General features: G+C 67.7%; 17 protein-coding genes and 2 tRNA genes. 15 read left to right on the forward strand and 4 right to left on the reverse strand.

Features of this window, described 5'->3' with window-relative positions; genetic code table 11:
- Positions 1-91 precede the first annotated feature (91 nt).
- The 4 genes from AC5Y5V_RS04370 to AC5Y5V_RS04385 all read left to right on the forward strand — a co-directional run bounded on the left by AC5Y5V_RS04370 (position 92) and on the right by AC5Y5V_RS04385 (position 2,759).
- Positions 92-700 carry a TetR/AcrR family transcriptional regulator gene (locus tag AC5Y5V_RS04370; RefSeq protein WP_499931546.1) on the forward strand — a complete coding sequence of 203 codons (609 nt, stop codon included), beginning with the start codon at positions 92-94 and terminating at the stop codon, positions 698-700.
- Between the two features lie 47 nt (positions 701-747).
- A complete protein-coding gene (locus tag AC5Y5V_RS04375; RefSeq protein WP_499931385.1) occupies positions 748-1,227 on the forward strand; it encodes a ribose-5-phosphate isomerase in 480 nt (159 codons plus the stop codon).
- A 3-nt stretch (positions 1,228-1,230) separates the two neighbouring features.
- Complete coding sequence (locus AC5Y5V_RS04380) at positions 1,231-2,037, forward strand: Fpg/Nei family DNA glycosylase (protein ID WP_499931387.1); 807 nt, start codon at positions 1,231-1,233, stop codon at positions 2,035-2,037.
- Positions 2,038-2,495: 458 nt separating this feature from the next.
- Complete coding sequence (locus AC5Y5V_RS04385; RefSeq protein WP_499931388.1) at positions 2,496-2,759, forward strand: Mtp family mycobacterial-type pilin; 264 nt, start codon at positions 2,496-2,498, stop codon at positions 2,757-2,759.
- Between the two features lie 57 nt (positions 2,760-2,816).
- On the opposite strand, the gene AC5Y5V_RS04390 is transcribed toward AC5Y5V_RS04385, so the two are convergent.
- Together AC5Y5V_RS04390 and AC5Y5V_RS04395 are read right to left on the reverse strand one after the other, a co-directional pair.
- The gene (locus AC5Y5V_RS04390) at positions 2,817-4,013 is read right to left on the reverse strand and encodes a serine hydrolase domain-containing protein (RefSeq protein ID WP_499931390.1); all 1,197 of its coding nucleotides are present in this window, start codon (positions 4,011-4,013) and stop codon (positions 2,817-2,819) included.
- Positions 4,014-4,046: 33 nt separating this feature from the next.
- Positions 4,047-4,117: transfer RNA gene (locus AC5Y5V_RS04395), tRNA-Gly, on the reverse strand.
- Between the two features lie 144 nt (positions 4,118-4,261).
- Between AC5Y5V_RS04395 and AC5Y5V_RS04400 the strand changes: the two genes are divergently transcribed.
- The 4 genes from AC5Y5V_RS04400 (at position 4,262) to clpP2 (ending at position 7,193) form a co-directional block, all read left to right on the forward strand.
- Positions 4,262-4,338 (forward strand) — tRNA-Pro (locus AC5Y5V_RS04400).
- A 42-nt stretch (positions 4,339-4,380) separates the two neighbouring features.
- Positions 4,381-5,853, forward strand: a complete 1,473-nt coding sequence (gene tig / locus AC5Y5V_RS04405) for a trigger factor (RefSeq protein ID WP_499931392.1) — start codon at positions 4,381-4,383, stop codon at positions 5,851-5,853.
- A gap of 117 nt (positions 5,854-5,970) precedes the next feature.
- Positions 5,971-6,561, forward strand: a complete 591-nt coding sequence (locus AC5Y5V_RS04410) for an ATP-dependent Clp protease proteolytic subunit (RefSeq protein WP_499931547.1) — start codon at positions 5,971-5,973, stop codon at positions 6,559-6,561.
- Positions 6,558-7,193, forward strand: a complete 636-nt coding sequence (gene clpP2 / locus AC5Y5V_RS04415) for an ATP-dependent CLP protease proteolytic subunit ClpP2 (RefSeq protein ID WP_499931393.1) — start codon at positions 6,558-6,560, stop codon at positions 7,191-7,193. Before AC5Y5V_RS04410 ends, clpP2 begins: the two co-directional genes overlap by 4 nt.
- 11 nt (positions 7,194-7,204) lie before the next feature.
- Here the strand turns inward: clpP2 and AC5Y5V_RS04420 are convergent, their stop codons facing one another.
- A complete protein-coding gene (locus AC5Y5V_RS04420; RefSeq protein WP_499931395.1) occupies positions 7,205-8,638 on the reverse strand; it encodes a protein kinase family protein in 1,434 nt (477 codons plus the stop codon).
- Positions 8,639-8,979: 341 nt separating this feature from the next.
- On the opposite strand from AC5Y5V_RS04420, the gene clpX reads away from it, so the two are divergent.
- Positions 8,980-10,260, forward strand: coding sequence for an ATP-dependent Clp protease ATP-binding subunit ClpX (clpX, locus tag AC5Y5V_RS04425; RefSeq protein ID WP_499931396.1), 1,281 nt, complete (start codon positions 8,980-8,982; stop codon positions 10,258-10,260).
- 27 nt (positions 10,261-10,287) lie between these two features.
- Here clpX and AC5Y5V_RS04430 read toward each other — a convergent pair whose 3' ends face one another.
- Positions 10,288-11,580 carry a PE family protein gene (locus AC5Y5V_RS04430; protein WP_499931398.1) on the reverse strand — a complete coding sequence of 431 codons (1,293 nt, stop codon included), beginning with the start codon at positions 11,578-11,580 and terminating at the stop codon, positions 10,288-10,290.
- A gap of 589 nt (positions 11,581-12,169) precedes the next feature.
- Here AC5Y5V_RS04430 and AC5Y5V_RS04435 point away from each other — a divergent pair.
- The 6 genes from AC5Y5V_RS04435 to AC5Y5V_RS04460 all read left to right on the forward strand — a co-directional run bounded on the left by AC5Y5V_RS04435 (position 12,170) and on the right by AC5Y5V_RS04460 (position 19,370).
- The gene (locus tag AC5Y5V_RS04435; protein WP_499931548.1) at positions 12,170-14,122 is read left to right on the forward strand and encodes a 2-oxoacid:acceptor oxidoreductase subunit alpha; all 1,953 of its coding nucleotides are present in this window, start codon (positions 12,170-12,172) and stop codon (positions 14,120-14,122) included.
- A 110-nt stretch (positions 14,123-14,232) separates the two neighbouring features.
- Positions 14,233-15,312 carry a 2-oxoacid:ferredoxin oxidoreductase subunit beta gene (locus tag AC5Y5V_RS04440; RefSeq protein ID WP_499931550.1) on the forward strand — a complete coding sequence of 360 codons (1,080 nt, stop codon included), beginning with the start codon at positions 14,233-14,235 and terminating at the stop codon, positions 15,310-15,312.
- A 1-nt stretch (position 15,313) separates the two neighbouring features.
- Complete coding sequence (gene mobA, locus AC5Y5V_RS04445) at positions 15,314-15,913, forward strand: molybdenum cofactor guanylyltransferase (protein ID WP_499931400.1); 600 nt, start codon at positions 15,314-15,316, stop codon at positions 15,911-15,913.
- Between the two features lie 857 nt (positions 15,914-16,770).
- A complete protein-coding gene (locus tag AC5Y5V_RS04450; RefSeq protein WP_499931552.1) occupies positions 16,771-17,385 on the forward strand; it encodes a transglycosylase family protein in 615 nt (204 codons plus the stop codon).
- A gap of 72 nt (positions 17,386-17,457) precedes the next feature.
- Positions 17,458-18,714 carry a saccharopine dehydrogenase family protein gene (locus AC5Y5V_RS04455; protein ID WP_499931402.1) on the forward strand — a complete coding sequence of 419 codons (1,257 nt, stop codon included), beginning with the start codon at positions 17,458-17,460 and terminating at the stop codon, positions 18,712-18,714.
- 110 nt (positions 18,715-18,824) lie between these two features.
- A complete protein-coding gene (locus tag AC5Y5V_RS04460; RefSeq protein WP_499931404.1) occupies positions 18,825-19,370 on the forward strand; it encodes a DUF937 domain-containing protein in 546 nt (181 codons plus the stop codon).
- Positions 19,371-19,417: the final 47 nt, after the last annotated feature.

Raw genomic sequence — 19,417 nt, forward strand, 5'->3', positions numbered from 1 at the left:
TCTTACCAATGGACAGTTACTTACCAACGGTAAGTCTGGCGGGTGTGGCAAAACTTATCAATGGTTAGATCGGCTGCTAGCGTTGAGCTCCGTGCGGCCCTACCACCACGGCCAACTCGAACGAGCGGCGATCGACGGCGCCGTCGAGGAGGTGCAGTCCGTCGGCGTCGCGGCGGTGAGCATGCGCCGGATCGCCCGCCGGGCGGGCGTGTCCCACGCCGCGCTGGCCTACCAATTCGGTGATAAGACCGGCATTTTCACCGCCGTCGCCGCCGAGGGATTCCGGCTGGCGGCCGAGGTGATCGGTCCGGCCGCCGCCGGTCCGCACGGATTCCTGCTCGGCGGGCAGGCCTACGTCGAGTTCGCCATCGCCCACCCGGGTCACTACGAGGTGATGTTCCGCCCCTACCTCTACCGCGCCGACGACCCCGCGCTGGTCGCCGCCAAGGATGCGGCGTTCGGCATCCTCTTCGACACGGCCAGGGCCACTCTCGCCGCGCAACGTGGCGAAGTTGTCACCCACGACGAGGTGAACAGCCTGGTCGTCGCGGGATGGTCGCTGTCGCACGGCCTGGCCACCCTGGCGCTGACGAAGAACCTGACCCAGAAGCTCAACCCGGATCCCGCGACGCTCGCCGTGCACGTCGCCCAGGGCGTCATCATGCTCGGCGAACTCGCAAAAGGGCTGCTGGACAGCTGAGGCCAGTCGACGCGAGCCCCGCAAGTCCGTCGTGCACAATTGCGGGCATGCGCGTCTACCTGGGGTCCGACCACGCCGGATTCGAGCTCAAGCAGCAGATCAGCGAGCACCTGAAGAAGACCGGGCACGAGCCGGTCGACTGCGGCGCCTTCAGCTACGACGCCGACGACGACTACCCGGCTTTTTGCATCGCCGCGGCAACGCGCACGGTCGCCGATCCCGACAGCCTGGGCATCGTGCTGGGTGGCTCGGGCAACGGCGAGCAGATCGCGGCGAACAAGGTGCCCGGCGCCCGCTGCGCGCTGGCCTGGAGCGTGCAGACCGCGCAACTCGCCCGGGAGCACAACAACGCGCAGTTGATCGGCATCGGTGGCCGCATGCACACCCTCGAACAGGCGCTGGCCATCGTCGACGCCTTCGTGTCCACCCCGTGGTCGAAAGCCGAACGCCACCAACGTCGTATCGACATTCTCGCCGAATACGAACGCACCCATGAGGCGCCGCCGGTCCCCGGCGCGCAATCCTGAACCGTGCCCGAGGGGCATACCCTGCACCGGCTGGCCCGGCTGCACCAGCGGCGCTTCGGTCGCGCGCCGGTCGCGGTGTCCAGCCCGCAGGGACGGTTTGCCGATTCGGCCGCGGTCGTCAACGACCGGGTGTTGTCGCGTACCAGCGTCTGGGGCAAGCACCTGTTTCATCACTACGCCGGCGGCCCGATCGTGCACGTGCATCTTGGGCTCTACGGCACCTTCGCGGAATGGCCGCGACCTGACGACGGCTCGCTGCCCGAAGCGGTCGGCCAGGTGCGCATGCGGATGGTCGGCGCGGAGTACGGCACCGACCTGCGCGGCCCGACGGTCTGCGAGCTGGTGGACGAGGCGCAGGTCGCCGACGTCGTGGCCAGGCTCGGGCCGGACCCGTTGCGCGCCGACGCGGACCCGTCGTGGGCACGGGGACGGATCAGCAAGTCCCGCAGGCCCATTGGCGCGCTGTTGATGGACCAGACCGTCATCGCCGGCGTGGGCAACGTGTACCGCAACGAGTTGCTGTTCCGGCACGGCATCGACCCGTATCGGCCTGGGCGGGACATCTCCGAGGACGAGTTCGACGCGGCGTGGACCGATCTGGTGGCGCTGATGAAGGTCGGCTTGCGGCGCGGCAAGATCATCGTCGTCCGCCCCGAACATGACCATGGCCCGCCGTCGTACCGGTCGGGACGGCCCCGGACCTACGTCTACCGGCGCGCCGGCGACCCGTGCCGGGTGTGCGGGACGACGATCCGCACCGCGGTGCTCGAGGGCCGGAACCTGTTCTGGTGCCCCAACTGCCAGACGTGACACCGATCACGATTGGGAGCGTCGCGCGAACCTGCAGTTTCAATTCAGGTTCACGGTTGCCTATCTGAACCAGTGCAGACTGAGTTGCACAAGGTGGCCGGCGAGGGCCGTGACCAGGAGTGCATCGTGACTGGCAGCGACGGATCAGGCCCGGCAGCCTTCGGATTGTTGCTTTCCGCTCCGCCGGATCACATAGACGGAGTCCGACACGCTGGCTCGCCGCTGGAATCAGGTCGCGACAGTCACCCTCGACTGACTGCCAGGGCGCCCGGCCGAGCGCGCTGACGTTGTTCGACATGTGTGGAAGCCCAAGCACATTGGCAGGAAATCGTAAGCAAGAAACGCCTGCGTCTACTGTTTTGGGCCGGGCTAGGTGGGTCAGAGTAAGGGTTGTGAAAACTCTGCCACGCTTAACTGCAACGATTTTCGCGGCGGCTGCCGCTCTGGGTGTGGGGTCTGTGGTCCAACCCGCCCCCGCCCAGGCGCAGCCGGCGCCCATGCCGGACTACCACTGGTGTCCGGGCCAGTGGTGGGACCCGGGTTGGGGCTGGAACTGGGATGGCATGAACTGCCACGACGACCACCACCGCGACATGGACGGCTGGGACCACAGCCGCGACTGGAACGGTCCGCCGCCCGGACCGGAGCACCAAGGCCCCTGGGGACCCGGAGGGCCAGGGGGGCCAGGGGGGCCTCCGCCACCGGAGCCCTGGCGCCCGTAAGGAACAGCTGAACCGCCGCGTGCGAGCCATCCGAGGGGGCGGCTCGCACGCCTCGGTTCACTCCGCGGTGACGCCGAGTGTCTCGTAGACCTTGTTGCTCAGCGCGACGCTGCGGGGATCCGCGTTGGCCTTGGTGGCGTCGAAGTAGTTCGCCACGTAGGCGTACCCGATCCGATGCTCGAGGTCGACGAAGCCGAACGAGCCGCCCAGCCCGCCGTGGCCGAAGATACGGGGATTGGGGCCGTTGACGCAGCGCTGGTTGAGCATGTAGCCCAAGCCCCAGCCGTGGTCGGCGACCCGGGGACCCAGCACCAGATCGGGTTCGTAGCCGCCCTGCGACACCCGCAGCAGCTCCATCTGGTCGCGGCTGAGCAGCTTCTCCTGGGCCAGCGCGTTGTAGAAGGTCGCCAGTCCCAGCGCCGACACCTGGCCGTTGGTCCCGGGGAACTCCAGCTGACGCCACAGCTGCAGGTTTTCGGTGTCCAGGTCGTCGTCGGGCAGGAAACCCATCGCGATGGACATCCCGGCTTTGGGATGTTCGTCCAGGCTGGTCGGCCACCCGGGCGCCTGCAGTTCGGCCAGCAACTGGCGGCCGGTCGGCTTGTTCACCCGGTCCGCGCAGCGCCGTTGCTCGGCCGGCGTCAGACCGATATGGATGTCGGCGTCGATCAGCTCTGCGATCTCGCTGCGCAGGTACTGGCCGATGGTCCGGCCGGTGACCCGGCGGAACACCTCGCCGAGGATGAAGCCGTAGGTGGTCATGTGGTAGCCCTGCGCGGTGCCCGGCTTCCACCACGGCTCGGCGATGGCCAGCTGCCCGCAGACGTAGTCCCAGTCGACCAGCTGCTCGGTGTTCAACCGGGTGCGCGGGCCGATGACGCCGGAGCGGTGGCTCAGCACCATCGCCAGGGTGATGTCTTCCTTGCCGGCCTGGCCGAACTCCGGCCAGTACCGGGCCACCGGCGCGTACAGGTCCAGCTCGCCGCGGTCGGCCAGTTGGTGGACGCAGGTGGACGTCATGCCCTTGGTGCCGGACAACACCGTGGTCAGGGTGTTTTCCCGCCAGGGACGGGTGCCGGCGGCGTCGGCCGAGCCGCCCCACAGGTTGACGACGAGCTCGCCGTCGACCCATACCGCGACGGCCGCGCCGACGTCGTTGCGCACCGTGAAATTGCGTTCGAACTCGTCGCGCACCGGGACAAACGCGGGCGCGCACGAGCCGTGAATGGCCACATCCGCCTTAAGGTCGCTCATGGCGCCTTTCTTTCGCGCAAACACCCAGGTCCGAGCGGGCGACGGGAATCGAACCCGCGTAGCTAGTTTGGAAGACTAGGGCTCTACCATTGAGCTACGCCCGCATGCATTAGTCGAGCGCGACTTTACGTGGCGGCAGACGTCGAATCTAATCGAAGCCGTTTTGTGATGGCTCCGTGAGGTCCGCCAGGTCCCCGGAGGTCCATGCGAGGCCGGTGCTGTCGGGCCGTAGGATCGCGTGGTCAGCGCGGGGTGTAGCGCAGCTTGGTAGCGCATCCGCTTTGGGAGCGGAAGGCCGCAGGTTCAAATCCTGTCACCCCGACCAGCCACCGAAGCGACCCCGTAACCAGCACCGAGGAGCATTACCGTGAAGAGCAGCGTCGAGCAGTTGAGCCCCACCCGGGTGCGGATCAGCGTGGAGGTGCCGTTCGGCGAGCTCGAGCCCGATTTCAAGCGCGCCTACAAGGAACTGGCCAAGCAGGTCCGGCTGCCCGGCTTCCGGCCCGGAAAGGCGCCCGCGCGGCTGCTGGAGGCGCGGTTCGGGCGGGAGGCGATGCTCGACCAGGTCGTCAACGACGTGCTGCCCAGCCGCTACGGCCAGGCCGTGGCCGAGACGGAGGTCCACCCCCTGGGCCAGCCCGACATCGAGGTGACCCACAAGGAGTACGGCGAGGACCTGGCGTTCACCGTCGAGGTCGACGTCCGGCCCAAGATCACCCTGCCCGAGCTGGGCACGCTCAAGGTCGAGGTGGAACCGATCGAGGTGAGCGACGAGGACGTCGCCGCCGAACTCGAATCCTTGCGGGCCCGGTTCGGCACCCTGACCGGGGTGGACCGCCCCGTGCAGACCGGCGATTTCGTCTCGATCGACCTGTCGGCGACCGTCGACGGCGTGGAGGTGCCGAACGCAACGGCCGAGGGGCTCTCCCACGAGGTCGGCTCCGGTCGGCTGATCGCGGGACTAGACGACGCAGTGGTCGGCCTGTCCGTCGACGAATCCAAGGAGTTCACCGCGAAGCTGGCGTCGGGGGAGCACAAGGGGCAGGACGCGCAGGTCACCGTCACCGTCAAGTCGATCAAGGAACGTGAGCTGCCCGAGCCCGACGACGAGTTCGCCCAGCTCGCCAGCGAATTCGACACCATCGAGGAGCTGCGCACCAACCTCGCCGAGCAGGTGCGCCACGCCAAGCTGCACCAGCAGGCGGAGCAGGTGCGCAACGCGACGGTGGACGCGCTGCTCGAGCAGGTCGACGTGCCGCTGCCCGAGTCCTACGTGCAGGCGCAGATCGAGGGCGTCATGCAGCACGCGCTCGGCCCCCTGAACAACGACGAGGCCAAGTTCAACGAGCTGCTCGCCGAACAGGGCTCGTCACGCGAGGAGTGGGACGCCGAGGCGCGCAGCGCGTCGGAGAAGGACGTCAAGCGGCAGCTGTTGCTGGATGCGCTGGCCGACGACCTGGATGTCCAGGTCGGCCAGGACGCCCTGACCGAACGGCTGCTGACGACCTCTCAGCAGTACGGCATCGAGCCCCAGCAGCTGTTCGCGTACCTGCAGGAGAACAACCAGCTGCCGTCGATGTTCGCCGACGTGCGGCGCGAGCTGGCCATCAAGGAGGTGGCGCAGGCGGCTACGGTGACCGACACCGCGGGCAACGCCATCGACACCGACGAACTGTTCGGCAAGCACGACCACGATCACGACGACGATCTGGACGATGAGGCCGAAGCCGCCGCCGACGCGGCCGACGAGGAAGCCGACGCGGCCGACGAGGAAGCCGACGACGGCGACGAGGCCGTCGCGGAAGCGGCCGAGGACGAGACCGAACCCGAAAAGGCGTGACGCTGTGAGCGAACGCGCCCGTTTCGGGGGATGCGTGAGCCCCCTTCGGTCGGTTCGGTTGGATAGTGTCGGTGCATACAGAACTCGAAGAAAGCAGGTGTCGCAGTCGTGACTGACATGCGTGGGATCTCGCAGGGTCTCAACCTCACGGACTCGGTCTATGAGCGCTTGCTCTCCGAGCGCATCATCTTCCTGGGGTCGGAGGTGAACGACGAGGTGGCCAACCGGCTGTGCGCGCAGATTCTGCTGCTGGCCGCGGAAGATTCCAGCAAGGACATCAACCTCTACATCAACTCCCCGGGCGGATCGATCAGCGCCGGGATGGCGATCTACGACACCATGGTCCTGGCGCCGTGTGACGTCGCAACCTACGCGATGGGTATGGCCGCCTCGATGGGCGAGTTCCTGTTGGCGGCGGGCACCAAGGGCAAGCGCTACGCCCTGCCACACGCCCGCATCCTGATGCACCAGCCGCTGGGTGGGGTCACCGGCAGCGCGGCGGACATCGCCATCCAGGCCGAGCAGTTCGCCGTCATCAAGAAAGAGATGTTCCGGCTCAACGCCGAATTCACCGGTCAGTCGATCGAGCGCATCGAGGCGGACTCGGATCGCGACCGCTGGTTCACCGCCCAAGAGGCCCTGGAATACGGTTTCGTCGACCACATCATCACCCGCGCCTCCCACGTCACCAACGGAGCAATGCAATGAACCCTCAGATCCAGCCCCAGGCGCGCTACATCCTGCCGTCGTTCATCGAGCACTCCAGCTTCGGTGTCAAGGAGTCCAACCCCTACAACAAGCTGTTCGAGGAGCGCATCATCTTCCTCGGCGTCCAGGTCGACGACGCGTCGGCGAACGACATCATGGCGCAGCTGCTGGTGCTGGAATCGCTGGACCCCGACCGCGACATCACCATGTACATCAACTCGCCCGGCGGCGGGTTCACGTCGCTGATGGCGATCTACGACACCATGCAGTACGTGCGCGCCGACATCCAGACGGTGTGCCTGGGCCAGGCCGCCTCGGCCGCCGCGGTGCTGCTCGCCGCCGGTACGCCGGGCAAGCGCATGGCGCTGCCGAACGCGCGGGTGCTGATCCACCAGCCGTCGCTGTCGGGCGTGATTCAGGGGCAGTTCTCCGACCTGGAGATCCAGGCCGCCGAGATCGAGCGGATGCGCACCCTGATGGAGACCACGCTGGCGCGCCACACCGGCAAGGACGCCGAGGTGATCCGCAAGGACACCGACCGCGACAAGATCCTCACCGCCGAAGATGCCAAGGAATACGGGATCATCGATACCGTGTTGGAGTACCGCAAGCTCTCCGCGCAGACGGCCTGAGACCTGCCCCGCTAGCGATCCGTCACGATCCGCGCGTAGCTGCGCTCATCGGCGGGTCCGACGGGTGTCACGGTGCCGAACGCACCGGAGAGCGGCAGGCTGCCCGGCAGCGGGTGACTGTCGCGCAATTCGCGCAGCATGCCGGCCAGCGCCGCGCCGTCGGCCGGCCGGCGGTCGGGGTCGTAAGCCAGCATTGCGGCCAGCGCCTGTTGCCGCCGGGTTTGGCAGTCGGCGTCGACCTCCAACGCGGTTCGGTCGATGAATACGCCCTCGGTCTTGGTCAGCGTGACGGTACGGGAATTGGTGCCTCCCGTCGGGACGATGTATTCCACCTTCTCGCCGAACGGCACCGCACCTGTCAGCGCCGCCAGCATCCGACCGATGGTGAACACGTCGCTGCGCGGGTCGATCGGGCGTCCGGTGACCTGTTCGGGTGGCGCCCACTCGAATGTGGCGCCGCTGGCGATCTCACCACTGCGTAGGAACAGGCCGTCCGGTGCGGTAGCCCGCACGCCGTCGAGCAGCACGTTCGCCGGCGTCAGGTCGCCGTGGACGGTTCCCTCGGCGTGTAGCTGACCGCTCAGATCGGCGACGTCGATCAGCAGATCGAGCACTGTAGTCCGGGGCAGTTCGAAGCTGACCGTGCCACCTGACGCCGTGCTGGCGTGGTTCAGCAGCGTCTCGTAGGCCTCGGAGTCCGCCAACGGCGCCTGCGACGTCACATACCCCACGGTGACGTTGGCGACCGCCCCGCTGAGCGCGGCCAACGACTCGAACACGGCTGGCCGGAATGGCTCCGTGGGGGTTCGCAGCGAACCTCCCCGTCCCTGCACGGTCGCGGTCCACGTCTGCCCGTCCAGGGTGAGTAATAGGTGCCGTTCGCTCTCGGCGGCGGCGATGGCACGGTCCAGTGCGTCGTCAATCCCGGGAGGCGGCGAGGGACTGGCCGCGCCGGGAGGAGGGGGAGCTCCGGGAGGGGAAGCGCCGAAGTTGCCCGCGGTTATCAGGGTCCGGGCGGTGCCCTGCCCCGGGGGTTCGGGGAACCCTGGGGAGCTCTTTGTGTGGGTCGGCGCCAGCAGCTGTTGCAGGAGCGATGGTCCGAGCAGCTCGCGTGCGGCGCGGCGGCTCAGGTAGCCGCGGCTGCCCACCCCCGCTGAAAGTTCGATCTCGTGGATACCCATCAGCGCGGGCGTGAGCGTGTCTTCGACCATGGCCCGCACAGAATCGGGCAGATCGGCGACTCCGGACGCCTCGAAGGCGTCGACCAGGCCTCCGATCACCCGCTGCAGCGTGCTGGAACGCGCCGACCGGTCGATCTCGCAGAGCCACGGCAAGCCGTCCGGCGCGGTGCCCATGCGCACCACGGCTCTCACGAGGGTGGTGAGTGTGCGGTGTTCGACGACCTCGACACCTGCCGACATCCGCCACGGTCGCACACTGGTCATGCCCTGTAGACGGTAGTCCTTGGCCGACCACGGCGGCATCGCCGCGCAAAGCTTTTGCCGGGCCGATGTCGCCTGTCCACGGTAGGGTGGGGTCCGTCACTCACCAGTCGCGGTCGGGTAACGACCGCGACACGCCAGAGACACGCAATGCGCGCCTTTCGCGAGTGGCGAGCGACGTGGGGCTATATGTTTCATTCAGACCGACGGACACGAATACCCCGGAATATCAAAGACGCGATTCGGCGCTAACAGTCGCATCGTGCCGGATCGAACGGGTAGCGTCGGTGAATACACGCGGCACGGGAAGACGAACGGCGATTAGGAAGTAGGCCTTCTGCATCATGGCGCGCATCGGAGACGGCGGTGACTTGCTGAAGTGCTCGTTCTGCGGGAAGAGTCAGAAACAAGTCAAGAAGCTCATTGCGGGCCCCGGGGTGTACATCTGCGATGAGTGCATCGACCTGTGCAACGAGATCATCGAAGAGGAACTCGCCGACGCCGACGATGTGAAACTCGACGAGCTGCCCAAGCCCGTCGAGATCCGGGATTTCCTGGAGGGCTACGTCATCGGTCAGGACACCGCCAAGCGGACGCTGGCCGTGGCCGTCTATAACCACTACAAGCGGATCCAGGCCGGCGAGAAGGGCCGTGACTCGCGGCATGAGCCGGTGGAGCTGACCAAGTCCAACATCCTGATGCTCGGCCCCACCGGCTGCGGCAAGACCTACCTGGCCCAGACGCTGGCCAAGATGCTCAACGTGCCGTTCGCCATCGCCGACGCCACCGCGCTGACCGAAGCCGGCTACGTCGGCGAGGACGTCGAGAACATCCTGCTCAAGCTCATCCAGGCCGCCGACTACGACGTCAAGCGCGCCGAGACCGGCATCATCTACATCGACGAGGTCGACAAGATCGCCCGCAAGAGCGAGAACCCGTCGATCACCCGCGACGTCTCCGGCGAGGGCGTCCAGCAGGCGCTGCTGAAGATCCTGGAGGGCACCCAGGCGTCGGTTCCCCCGCAGGGCGGCCGCAAGCACCCGCACCAAGAGTTCATTCAGATCGACACCACCAACGTGCTGTTCATCGTCGCGGGTGCATTCGCCGGGCTGGAGAAGATCATCTACGAGCGCGTCGGCAAGCGGGGCCTGGGCTTCGGCGCCGAGGTCCGCTCCAAGGCCGAGATCGACACCACCGACCACTTCGCCGAAGTGATGCCGGAGGACCTGATCAAGTTCGGTCTGATCCCCGAGTTCATCGGCCGGTTGCCGGTGGTCGCCTCGGTCACCAACCTGGACAAGGACTCGTTGGTCAAGATCCTGTCCGAGCCGAAGAACGCTCTGGTCAAGCAGTACATCCGGCTGTTCGAGATGGACGGCGTCGAGCTGGAGTTCACCGACGACGCGCTCGACGCCATCGCCGACCAGGCGATCCACCGCGGCACCGGTGCTCGCGGCCTGCGCGCCATCATGGAGGAAGTCCTGCTGCCCGTGATGTACGACATCCCGAGCCGCGATGATGTCGCCAAAGTGGTCGTGACCAAGGAGACCGTCCAGGACAACGTGCTGCCGACGATCGTGCCGCGCAAGCCGTCCCGCGCCGAGCGCCGCGACAAGAGCGCGTAGCGTCCAGCCGGGTCGCCCGGCCGCCTATTACCCGGCGGAGCCGGGCACTCCGGAGAGCGAACCACCTGCCCCGCCGGTCCCACCCGTCCCGGTGGCCGGGTTGATGAAATCGGTCAGGTTCGGATCGGCGATGGCGCCGTTCGCGCCGGCGGCGCCGCCGTCGCCGCCGTTCCCGATGAGCCTGGCCGAGCCGCCACGCCCGCCGTCCCCGCCGGCGCCGTTGATGCCCTGGTCAAACACGTATTGAGCGGTGTTGCTGGTGTGCACGGAGGCGCTGTTGGTGCCGGCTCCGCCCGTTCCTCCGCTCCCTCCGGCGCCCGCGTTGCCCTCCAACCATCCGCCGCGCCCACCCGTGCCGCCGGTGCCGCCGTCGCCGGCGGAGGTACCACCGGTGGCCCCGCCGGTCCCGCCGCCGCCGCCGAAACCGCCATTGCCGAACAGCCCCGCCGACCCGCCGATTCCGCCGGTGCCGCCCGTGCTGCCATTCGCAGCGGAAACGATCTGGTTGTTCACCACGCCCAAGCCGGTGCCGCCAGCGCCGCCGTTGCCTCCGTTACCCCCGGTGCCGTCCAACCATCCGCCTGCCCCACCCGCACCGCCGGTGCCGCCGACGCCGGCAACACCCGCGCCGGGGACGCCGCCGGCGCCACCCGTCCCGCCCGTGCCGCCATACCCGAATATCCCGGCGGCGCCCCCGGCCCCGCCGCTTCCACCGTTCTGCCCTGCAGCGCCGGCCCCGCCGACGCCGCCGTTTCCGCCGGTGCCGGCCAGCCAGCCGCCGTGTCCGCCGGCGCCGCCGGCCGCGCCCGTCCCGCCGGCCCCGCCCTTTCCGCCGGTGCCCAGTAGTCCCGCGGCGCCCCCGGCCCCGCCAGCCTGGCCGGCGGCGCCCGCCGCGCCGTCGCCGCCATTGCCCCACAGCAGACCACCTGCGCCACCCGCTCTTCCGGCGACGGTCGCGTCAGCGCCGTCGCCCACCAGCGGCCGGCCCAAGATGAGTTCCGTCGGCGCATTGAGCATGTTGAGCAGGTTCTGCTGCGCGCTGGCGGCCTCGGTGCTGCCGTACGAAGCGGCGCCCTTCTGCAGCGTCTGCAGAAATTGGTCGTGAAACGCCGAGGCCTGGGCGCTCAGCTGCCGGTACTCCAGCCCGTATCGGGAGAACAGCGAAGCCACCGCCGCCGACACCTCGTCAGCGGCGGCCGGCAGCACCCCCGCGGTCGCGGCGGCGGTCGAGGCGTTTGCCGAATTGAGAGCCGAACCGATCTGCTCCAGGTTGGCCGCCGCCGTTGCCAGCGAGTCCGGGGCCACGATCAGATAGGACATAATCTTCCCCCTGCCTCTAGTGCAAGAGAGCCTATCAATCTGCGGCGACACACGTTGCGGTTCAAAAGATTTGACCAAATTTCTCGTACGACTAGCTCGACGAATGCAACACCGGGAGGCTGTGACGTGGGTCCGATCGGGCCTCCCGTGCTGACCCGCCCGTGGGACCAGGAGTTGATCGGGTTCGTCATGGTCGTCGGCGCGCTGTTTCCCCCGTCGCGCAGGACGTCACGCACGGCACGGTGCGGCCGTGTTTAACGCCGTCGCGGCTCTGGGTGCCGTCGCCGCCGTTGGCCTGGCCCTATGTCCGTTCGCCATGCCGGAAACGGCGGCCCGGCAGGCCGATACGGGGACGTGACCAATACCACAGTTTTGGTTGGCAGTCGACTCCCGCCCGCGTCTGACATCGGTTTTTCCAGCTTAAGAGCGATTTGTCGCCGACTCGGAACGGCGATGCGACGCGGCAACGAGTGCCATAATTGATACCGCCAGTGGCGTAATGCGTGAGTGCGCGGGAGCCGCTCCGACGGCGCGTAATCTGAAACCTGCAGCGGAGTGCCTGTCCGGGTAACAAATGGAAGGCGAAGACGTGGATCTGAACGGCAACGAGGCCGGCCCAGAATCTCATAGTGGTGCAACATCCGACTCCAACCGGCAGCGCCTGGAAAACGTCGTAATCCGCTTCGCCGGGGACTCCGGCGACGGCATGCAGCTCACCGGTGACAGGTTCACGTCGGACGCGGCGCTTCTCGGCAACGACCTGGCCACCCAGCCGAACTATCCCGCCGAGATCCGCGCGCCCGCAGGCACTCTCCCCGGCGTCTCGTCATTCCAGATCCAGATCGCCGACTACGACATCCTGACCGCCGGCGACCGCCCCGACGTGCTGGTGGCGATGAACCCGGCGGCGCTGAAGGCCAACCTCGGCGACTTGCCGCGCGGCGGAATGGTGATCGCCAATTCCGACGAGTTCACCAAGCGCAACCTGACCAAGGTCGGGTACGTCACCAACCCGCTGGAGACCGACGAACTCGAGGAGTATGTCGTCCACTCCGTCGCGATGACCACGCTGACGCTGGGGGCCGTGGAGTCGATCGGCGCAACCAAGAAGGACGGTCAGCGCGCAAAGAACATGTTCGCGCTGGGTCTGCTGTCGTGGATGTACGGCCGGCCGATCCAGACCAGCGAGAATTTCATCAGGGAGAAGTTCGCGCGCAAACCCGACGTCGCGGAGGCCAACGTGCTGGCCCTCAAGGCGGGCTGGAACTACGGCGAGACCACCGAGGCTTTCGGCACCACCTACGAGGTTTCCAAGGCCTCGCTGCCGGCCGGCGAGTACCGGCAGATCTCCGGCAATACCGCGCTGGCCTACGGGATCGTCGCGGCCGGTCACATGGCCGACAAGCAGGTCATGCTCGGCAGCTACCCGATCACGCCGGCGTCGGACATCCTGCACGAGCTGTCCAAGCACAAGAATTTCAACGTCATCACCTTCCAGGCCGAGGACGAGATCGGCGGCATCTGCGCCGCCATCGGCGCCTCCTACGGCGGCGCGCTGGGTGTCACCAGCACGTCGGGCCCGGGCATTTCGCTCAAGTCCGAGGCGCTGGGCCTGGCGGTGATGACCGAGCTCCCGTTGATCGTCATCGACGTCCAGCGCGGCGGGCCGTCGACCGGGCTGCCCACCAAGACCGAGCAGGCGGACCTGCTGCAGGCGTTGTTCGGCCGCAACGGCGAGTCGCCGGTGGCGGTTGTGGCGCCGCGGTCGCCGTCCGACTGCTTTGAGACGGCCCTCGAGGCGGTGCGGATCGCGGTGTCCTATCACACCCCGGTGATCGTGTTGTCCGACGGGGCGATCGCCAACGGCTCTGAGCCGTGGTGTGTGCCGGACGTCAGTTCGTTCAAGCCGATCACGCACATATTCGCCAAACCGGGTGAACCGTTTGAGCCCTATGCCCGCCACCGGGAGACCCTCGCCCGCCAGTTCGCGGTGCCCGGGACCCCGGGCCTCGAGCACCGCATAGGCGGCCTGGAGGCGGCCAACGGGTCCGGCGCCATCTCCTACGACCCCACCAACCACGACCTGATGGTTCGGATCCGCAAGGCAAAGATCGACGGCATCAGCGTGCCGGACTTGGAGGTCGACGACCCCACCGGAGACGCCGAACTGCTGCTGATCGGCTGGGGCAGTTCCTACGGACCCATCGGTGAGGCCTGCCGGCGGGCGCGGCGCCGGGGCACCAAGGTGGCGCACGCCCACCTGCGTTACCTCAACCCGTTCCCGGCCAACCTGGGTGAGGTGTTGCGGCACTACCCGCGGGTGGTGTGCCCGGAGATGAACATGGGGCAGCTCGCGATGCTGCTGCGCGCCAAGTACCTGGTCGACGTGCACTCGGTCACCAAGGTCAAGGGCGTCTCTTTCCTGGCCGACGAGGTAGGTCGCTATATCCGGGCGGCGCTGGCCGATCGGCTGGACGAACTCGAGCAGGACAAGGCGATTATCGCCAGGCTGTCGGCGGCGGAAGTGGGAGCCAACGCATGACGCGTGCCGCGATAATGGATGTAAGCAATGAGATTGAGCGGCGCTCGTGACCCGCGCAGCGACGATGCAGAGCGAAGCGATGAGGAGGAGCGGCGCTCGTGACTGACGTGATGAGCAATCTGGTAGGCACGGACCTTGGCGTGACACCGAAGGTGACTAAGAACGCCTGTGTGCCCACCACCGATCAGCCGCAGAAAGGTAAGGACTTCACTAGCGACCAGGAGGTCCGCTGGTGCCCGGGCTGTGGCGACTACGTCATCCTCAACACCATCCGCAACTTCCTGCCCGAACTCGGGCTGCGCCGCGAGAACATCGTGTTCATCAGCGGCATCGGCTGCTCCAGCCGCTTCCCCTACTACCTCGAGACCTACGGCTTCCACTCGATCCACGGTCGTGCGCCGGCGATCGCGACCGGGTTGGCGCTGGCCCGCGAGGACCTGTCGGTGTGGGTGGTCACCGGTGATGGCGACGCGCTGTCGATCGGCGGCAATCACCTGATCCACGCGCTGCGCCGCAACGTCAACATCACGATCCTGTTGTTCAACAACCGGATCTACGGCCTGACCAAGGGCCAGTATTCGCCGACCTCGGAGGTCGGCAAGATCACCAAGTCGACGCCGATGGGTTCGCTGGATCACCCATTCAACCCGGTGTCGCTGGCGTTGGGCGCTGAGGCCACCTTCGTGGGCCGCGCGCTGGACTCCGACCGCGCCGGCCTGTCCGAGGTGCTGCGCGCCGCCGCCGAGCATCGCGGCGCCGCCCTGGTGGAGATCCTGCAGGACTGCCCGATCTTCAACGACGGTTCGTTCGACGTCCTGCGCAAGGAGGGCGCGGAGGAGCGGGTGATCAACGTCCGCCATGGCGAGCCGATCGTGTTCGGCGCCAACGGCGAATACTGCGTGGTGAAGTCCGGCTTCAGCCTCGAGGTGGCGAAGACGGCCGACGTGGCGGTCGAGGAGATCGTGGTGCACGACGCGCACTCCGACGACGCCGCCTACGCGTTCGCGCTGTCCCGGCTGTCCGACCAGAACCTCGACCACACCGTGCTGGGCATCTTCCGCCACGTCAGCCGACCCACCTACGACGACGCGGCCCGTTCACAGGTCGAATCCGCGCGGTCGGCTATCCCGCACGACGCCACGGCGTTGCAATCGCTGCTGCGTGGCCGCGACACGTGGACCGTCGACTGACGTGGCCGAACGCACGCAAGACGCAGTGGCGCAGTCACTTGCGGGGATAGTCGTCGCCGGAGGCGAATCGCGTCGGATGGGCCGCGACAAGGCCACCCTGCCGCTTCCCGGGGGAACGGGCACGCTGGTCGAGCATGTGGTCGACGTGCTCAGGCAGCGTTGCGAGCCGGTCTTCGTGATGGCGGCCCCGGGGCAGCCGATGCCGGCCCTGCAGGTTCCCGTCCTGCGTGACGAGCAGCGCGGCATCGGCCCGCTGCTGGCGACGGGCCGTGGTCTGCGCGCGGCGGCCGCCGCCGGTGCCCGGCTCGCGTTCGTGTGCGCCGTCGACATGCCTTATCTGGCAGTCGAATTGATCGAGGACCTGTTCCGCCGCGCCGTCGAGACCGGCGCCGAGGTGGTCCTGCCGTGGGACGGCCAGGACCACTACCTGGCCGCGGTGTATCGCACCGATCTGGCCGACCGGGTGGACGCCCTGATCGCCGCGGGGGAGCGCAGCATGCGGTCCCTGGTCACCGCTTCGGACGCGCAGCGAATCGTGATCTCGGATTCCCGTCCGCTGACCAACGTCAATTCCGCGGCAGACCTGGGCGCGCTGGCTTAGCCAGCTGCATTTCCCACAGTATTAGCGGCCGATAAATTCTGATTAATTATCGGCTTTTCCTGCAATAATTCGCTGCCGAATCACGTTGGCGCATGGGCGATTTCGATCTCGCAAATTTCCGCTAGTAAACAAGCCACCGAATGCTGGCTCGGGACCCGCCGTCGCGCCCGTGCCACGCCTGCGTTCGAAGCGGTCTCCGCGGGCCGCGTTCGCCTGCCGTGTTCTCTACCTGAATCGATCCAATGTCGCTGTTGGACTGATGGTTTGGTTTACATTCTGTAAAGCCTCGGTTGCCCGACGCGCGTGGTGAGCGTCACGTCGGATCGGTCCATCGGGCCTGGTAGTCTGCGCCGCCGCGGCAGCTGGCGACGGCGCAGAACGTCTCGACGGAATGGCCGGCAAACTCCGTGTCCCAGCTCACAAAAACTGCGTGATTCGGCTCACGATAACGGGTTGATCACGACCGATTGCCGCAGGCCTGAATCATGCGGCTGACCTGCAATGACAATTCTGGGATCGCACCGTGATCGCATCGTTATAGAAGTTCGATATCCGCGCGTCGAAGGTGACGAATGGATTTCCTTCTCGTACCGTCCATATCTAGCCCGTCCAGCGGGCACATGAAAAACAACAAAAACTGAATCCACGGACCCGCGTGTGAGCGGGGTTGCGGAGGGCCAGCGACTTGAGCGGCCGCCGCGGCCGGCGGAAGCCCCGCCGGGCAGATCGAATGCCCCGCTGTGGTGCCTGAACGAGACGGCACCCCCCAAAGCAGCTAGTTCCCGGAAACCCGGTCTCCAGCACCCAACCCACGTCAATGGGCTGGCTTTGGCGCGCGCCCCGCGAAAGGAACAATGTTGAGGAACGTCCGCAAGACGCTCGTCGTCGCAGCGATCACAGGGACGCTCGTGACTGTGCCCACAGCCGGTACCGCGTTCGCCGACCCCGCGGGCTTCGACCCGAACGTCGCTCCCGCCGGGCCCGCCCCGGAAGCCGCGCCCCCGGCGCCGCTCGGGAACCCTGACGTCCCCCCGCCCGGACTGCCGGACGCGCTGGCGCCCGTAGACGCGCCGCCCCCCGCGGCCGAGCCGGCGGGCTTCGACCCGAACTTGCCGCCGCCGCCGGACGCTCCGCCGCCCCCGGCGCCGGACGCCCCGCCGCCCGCGCCGCTCGGCTTCGACCCGAACGTCCCGCCGCCCGCGGACGCGCCGCCCGTCGAGGCGCCGCCCGCTCCCCGGGCGTACAGCGTGAACTGGGACGCGATCGCGCAGTGCGAGTCGGGTGGCAACTGGGGCATCAGCACCGGTAACGGCTTCTCCGGTGGCCTGCAGTTCACCGCGAGCACGTGGCGGGCCAACGGTGGCTCCGGCTCCGCGAACGGCGCGAGCCGCGAGGAGCAGATCCGGGTCGCCGAGAACGTGCTGCACTCGCAGGGCATCGGTGCGTGGCCCGTCTGCGGCCGCCGCGGCTGACCTAAGGCAGTAAACGAGAATGCCGGGCGCACTGCGTCCGGCATTCTTGCGTCTCACGGTAGCGTCGGGTTGGTGACAGAGACGCCGCGCGAATTCGACATTGTGTTGTACGGGGCGACCGGCTTCGCAGGGAAGCTGACCGCCGAATATCTGGCCCGGGCGGGGGGTGATGCCCGCATCGCGCTGGCCGGCCGCTCGGCCGAGAGGCTGCGGGCCGTGCGCGACACCCTCGGGGAATCCGCGCAGTCCTGGCCGTTGGTGACCGCCGACGCCGACCAACCGTCCACCTTGACCGCGATGGCGGTCCGCACCCGGGTCGTCGTCACCACCGTCGGGCCCTACATGCGCTACGGCTTGCCGTTGGTGGCCGCGTGCGCGGAGGCGGGCACCGACTACGCCGATTTGACCGGTGAGTCGCCGTTCATCCGCGAGAGCATCGATTTCTATCACAAGCAGGCCGCCGACACCGGCGCCCGGATCGTGCATTCCTGCGGTTTCGACTCGGTTCCGTCTGATCTGAGCGTCTATGCCCTCTACCGCGCGGCGGCGGCGGACGACGCCGGTGAGCTGACCGACACCGACTTCGTGCTGCGCTCCATGCGCGGCGGGGTGTCCGGCGGGACCGTGGCGTCGATGCTGGAGATCCTCAGGGCGGTCTCCGCTGATCCGGAATTGCGTCGCCAGTTCGGCGACCCCTACACGTTGAGCACCGACCGCGGCGCCGAACCCGACCTGGGCAAGCAGCCCGACCTGCAATGGCGTCGGGGTCGCCGGATCGCGCCGGAATTGGACGGTGTGTGGACGGGCGGATTCATGATGGCGGCCGCAAACACCCGGATCGTGCGCCGGAGCAACGCGTTGCTGGACTGGGCATACGGCAAGCGGCTCAGATACAGCGAAACCATGAGCACGGGGTCCTCGGCGGTGGCGCCGGTGGCGTCGGCGCTGCTCACCGGAGTCGGCAGCACGATGACCGGCCTCGGCGGCCGCTTCTTCCGGCTGGTGCCGAAGGGGCTGGTCGAGCGCGTGGTCCCCAAGCCCGGCAGCGGGCCGAGCGCGGCCGCGCGGGACCGCGGCTACTACCGGATCGAGACGTACACCACCACGACCACCGGCGCCCGGTACGTGGCGCGCATGGCTCAGGAAGGCGACCCCGGCTACAAGGCCACGTCGGTGCTGCTGGGGGAGTGTGGTCTGGCGCTGGCGACCGACCGCGACAAGCTGTCCGACCTGCGCGGTGTGCTGACTCCCGCGGCCGCGATGGGCGAGGCGTTGTTGGCGCGGTTTCCAGCCGCCGGGGTGTCGCTACAGGTGGAACGGCTGCACTGACCGCGAACTTGGAATCGGCCTGCGGCAAGGGGTGTCGATCCAGATCGCACCCGGCTAGTGTCGGTACTGGCTTTGCTCTTCCATTTCAGCGACGAAGGTGGTTTGCAACTATGGCCGATCTTGACGATCTTTACGCCCAAATCCCTACTTCAGACATAGCGACCAAGATCGGCGCCGACGAGGGCGAAGTCGACAGCGCGATCCAGACGTTGGTGCCGGTGCTGCTGGGCGGACTTCAGCACAACGAGACTGCGGCGCGGGGTCTGCTCGACGTCGACGGGGGCGCGAGCCAGGCGGACAGCACCGACGGGCACCAGGCGGTCGCGACCCTCTTCGGCGGCAATGACACCGACCAGGTCGCCGCGGCACTGGCCAGCGGCGGCGCCGGCAATCGCGATCTGATCAAGCAACTGCTGCCCGTCGTGCTCCCGATTGTGTTGGCCTACATCGGAAAACAGCTCACCTCCGGCGGCGCCGCGCAGGCTCCCGCGCCCAAGCAGGAAGCATCCGGTGGCGGCCTGGCCGATGTGCTGGGCAGCATCCTTGGCGGCGGCAACGACAAGTCCCTGGGCGGCATCCTGGGCAGCGTGCTGGGCGCCAACAAGGGCGGCGGGCTCGGCGACATTCTCGGCGGTCTGCTCGGGGGCAAGAAGTAACTGACGCGCGCATCCCCTGAGTGGAGTGCGCCGCGTTCGTGTCGGGG

It is taken from the genome of Mycobacterium sp. NGS68 (genome assembly GCF_059812195.1).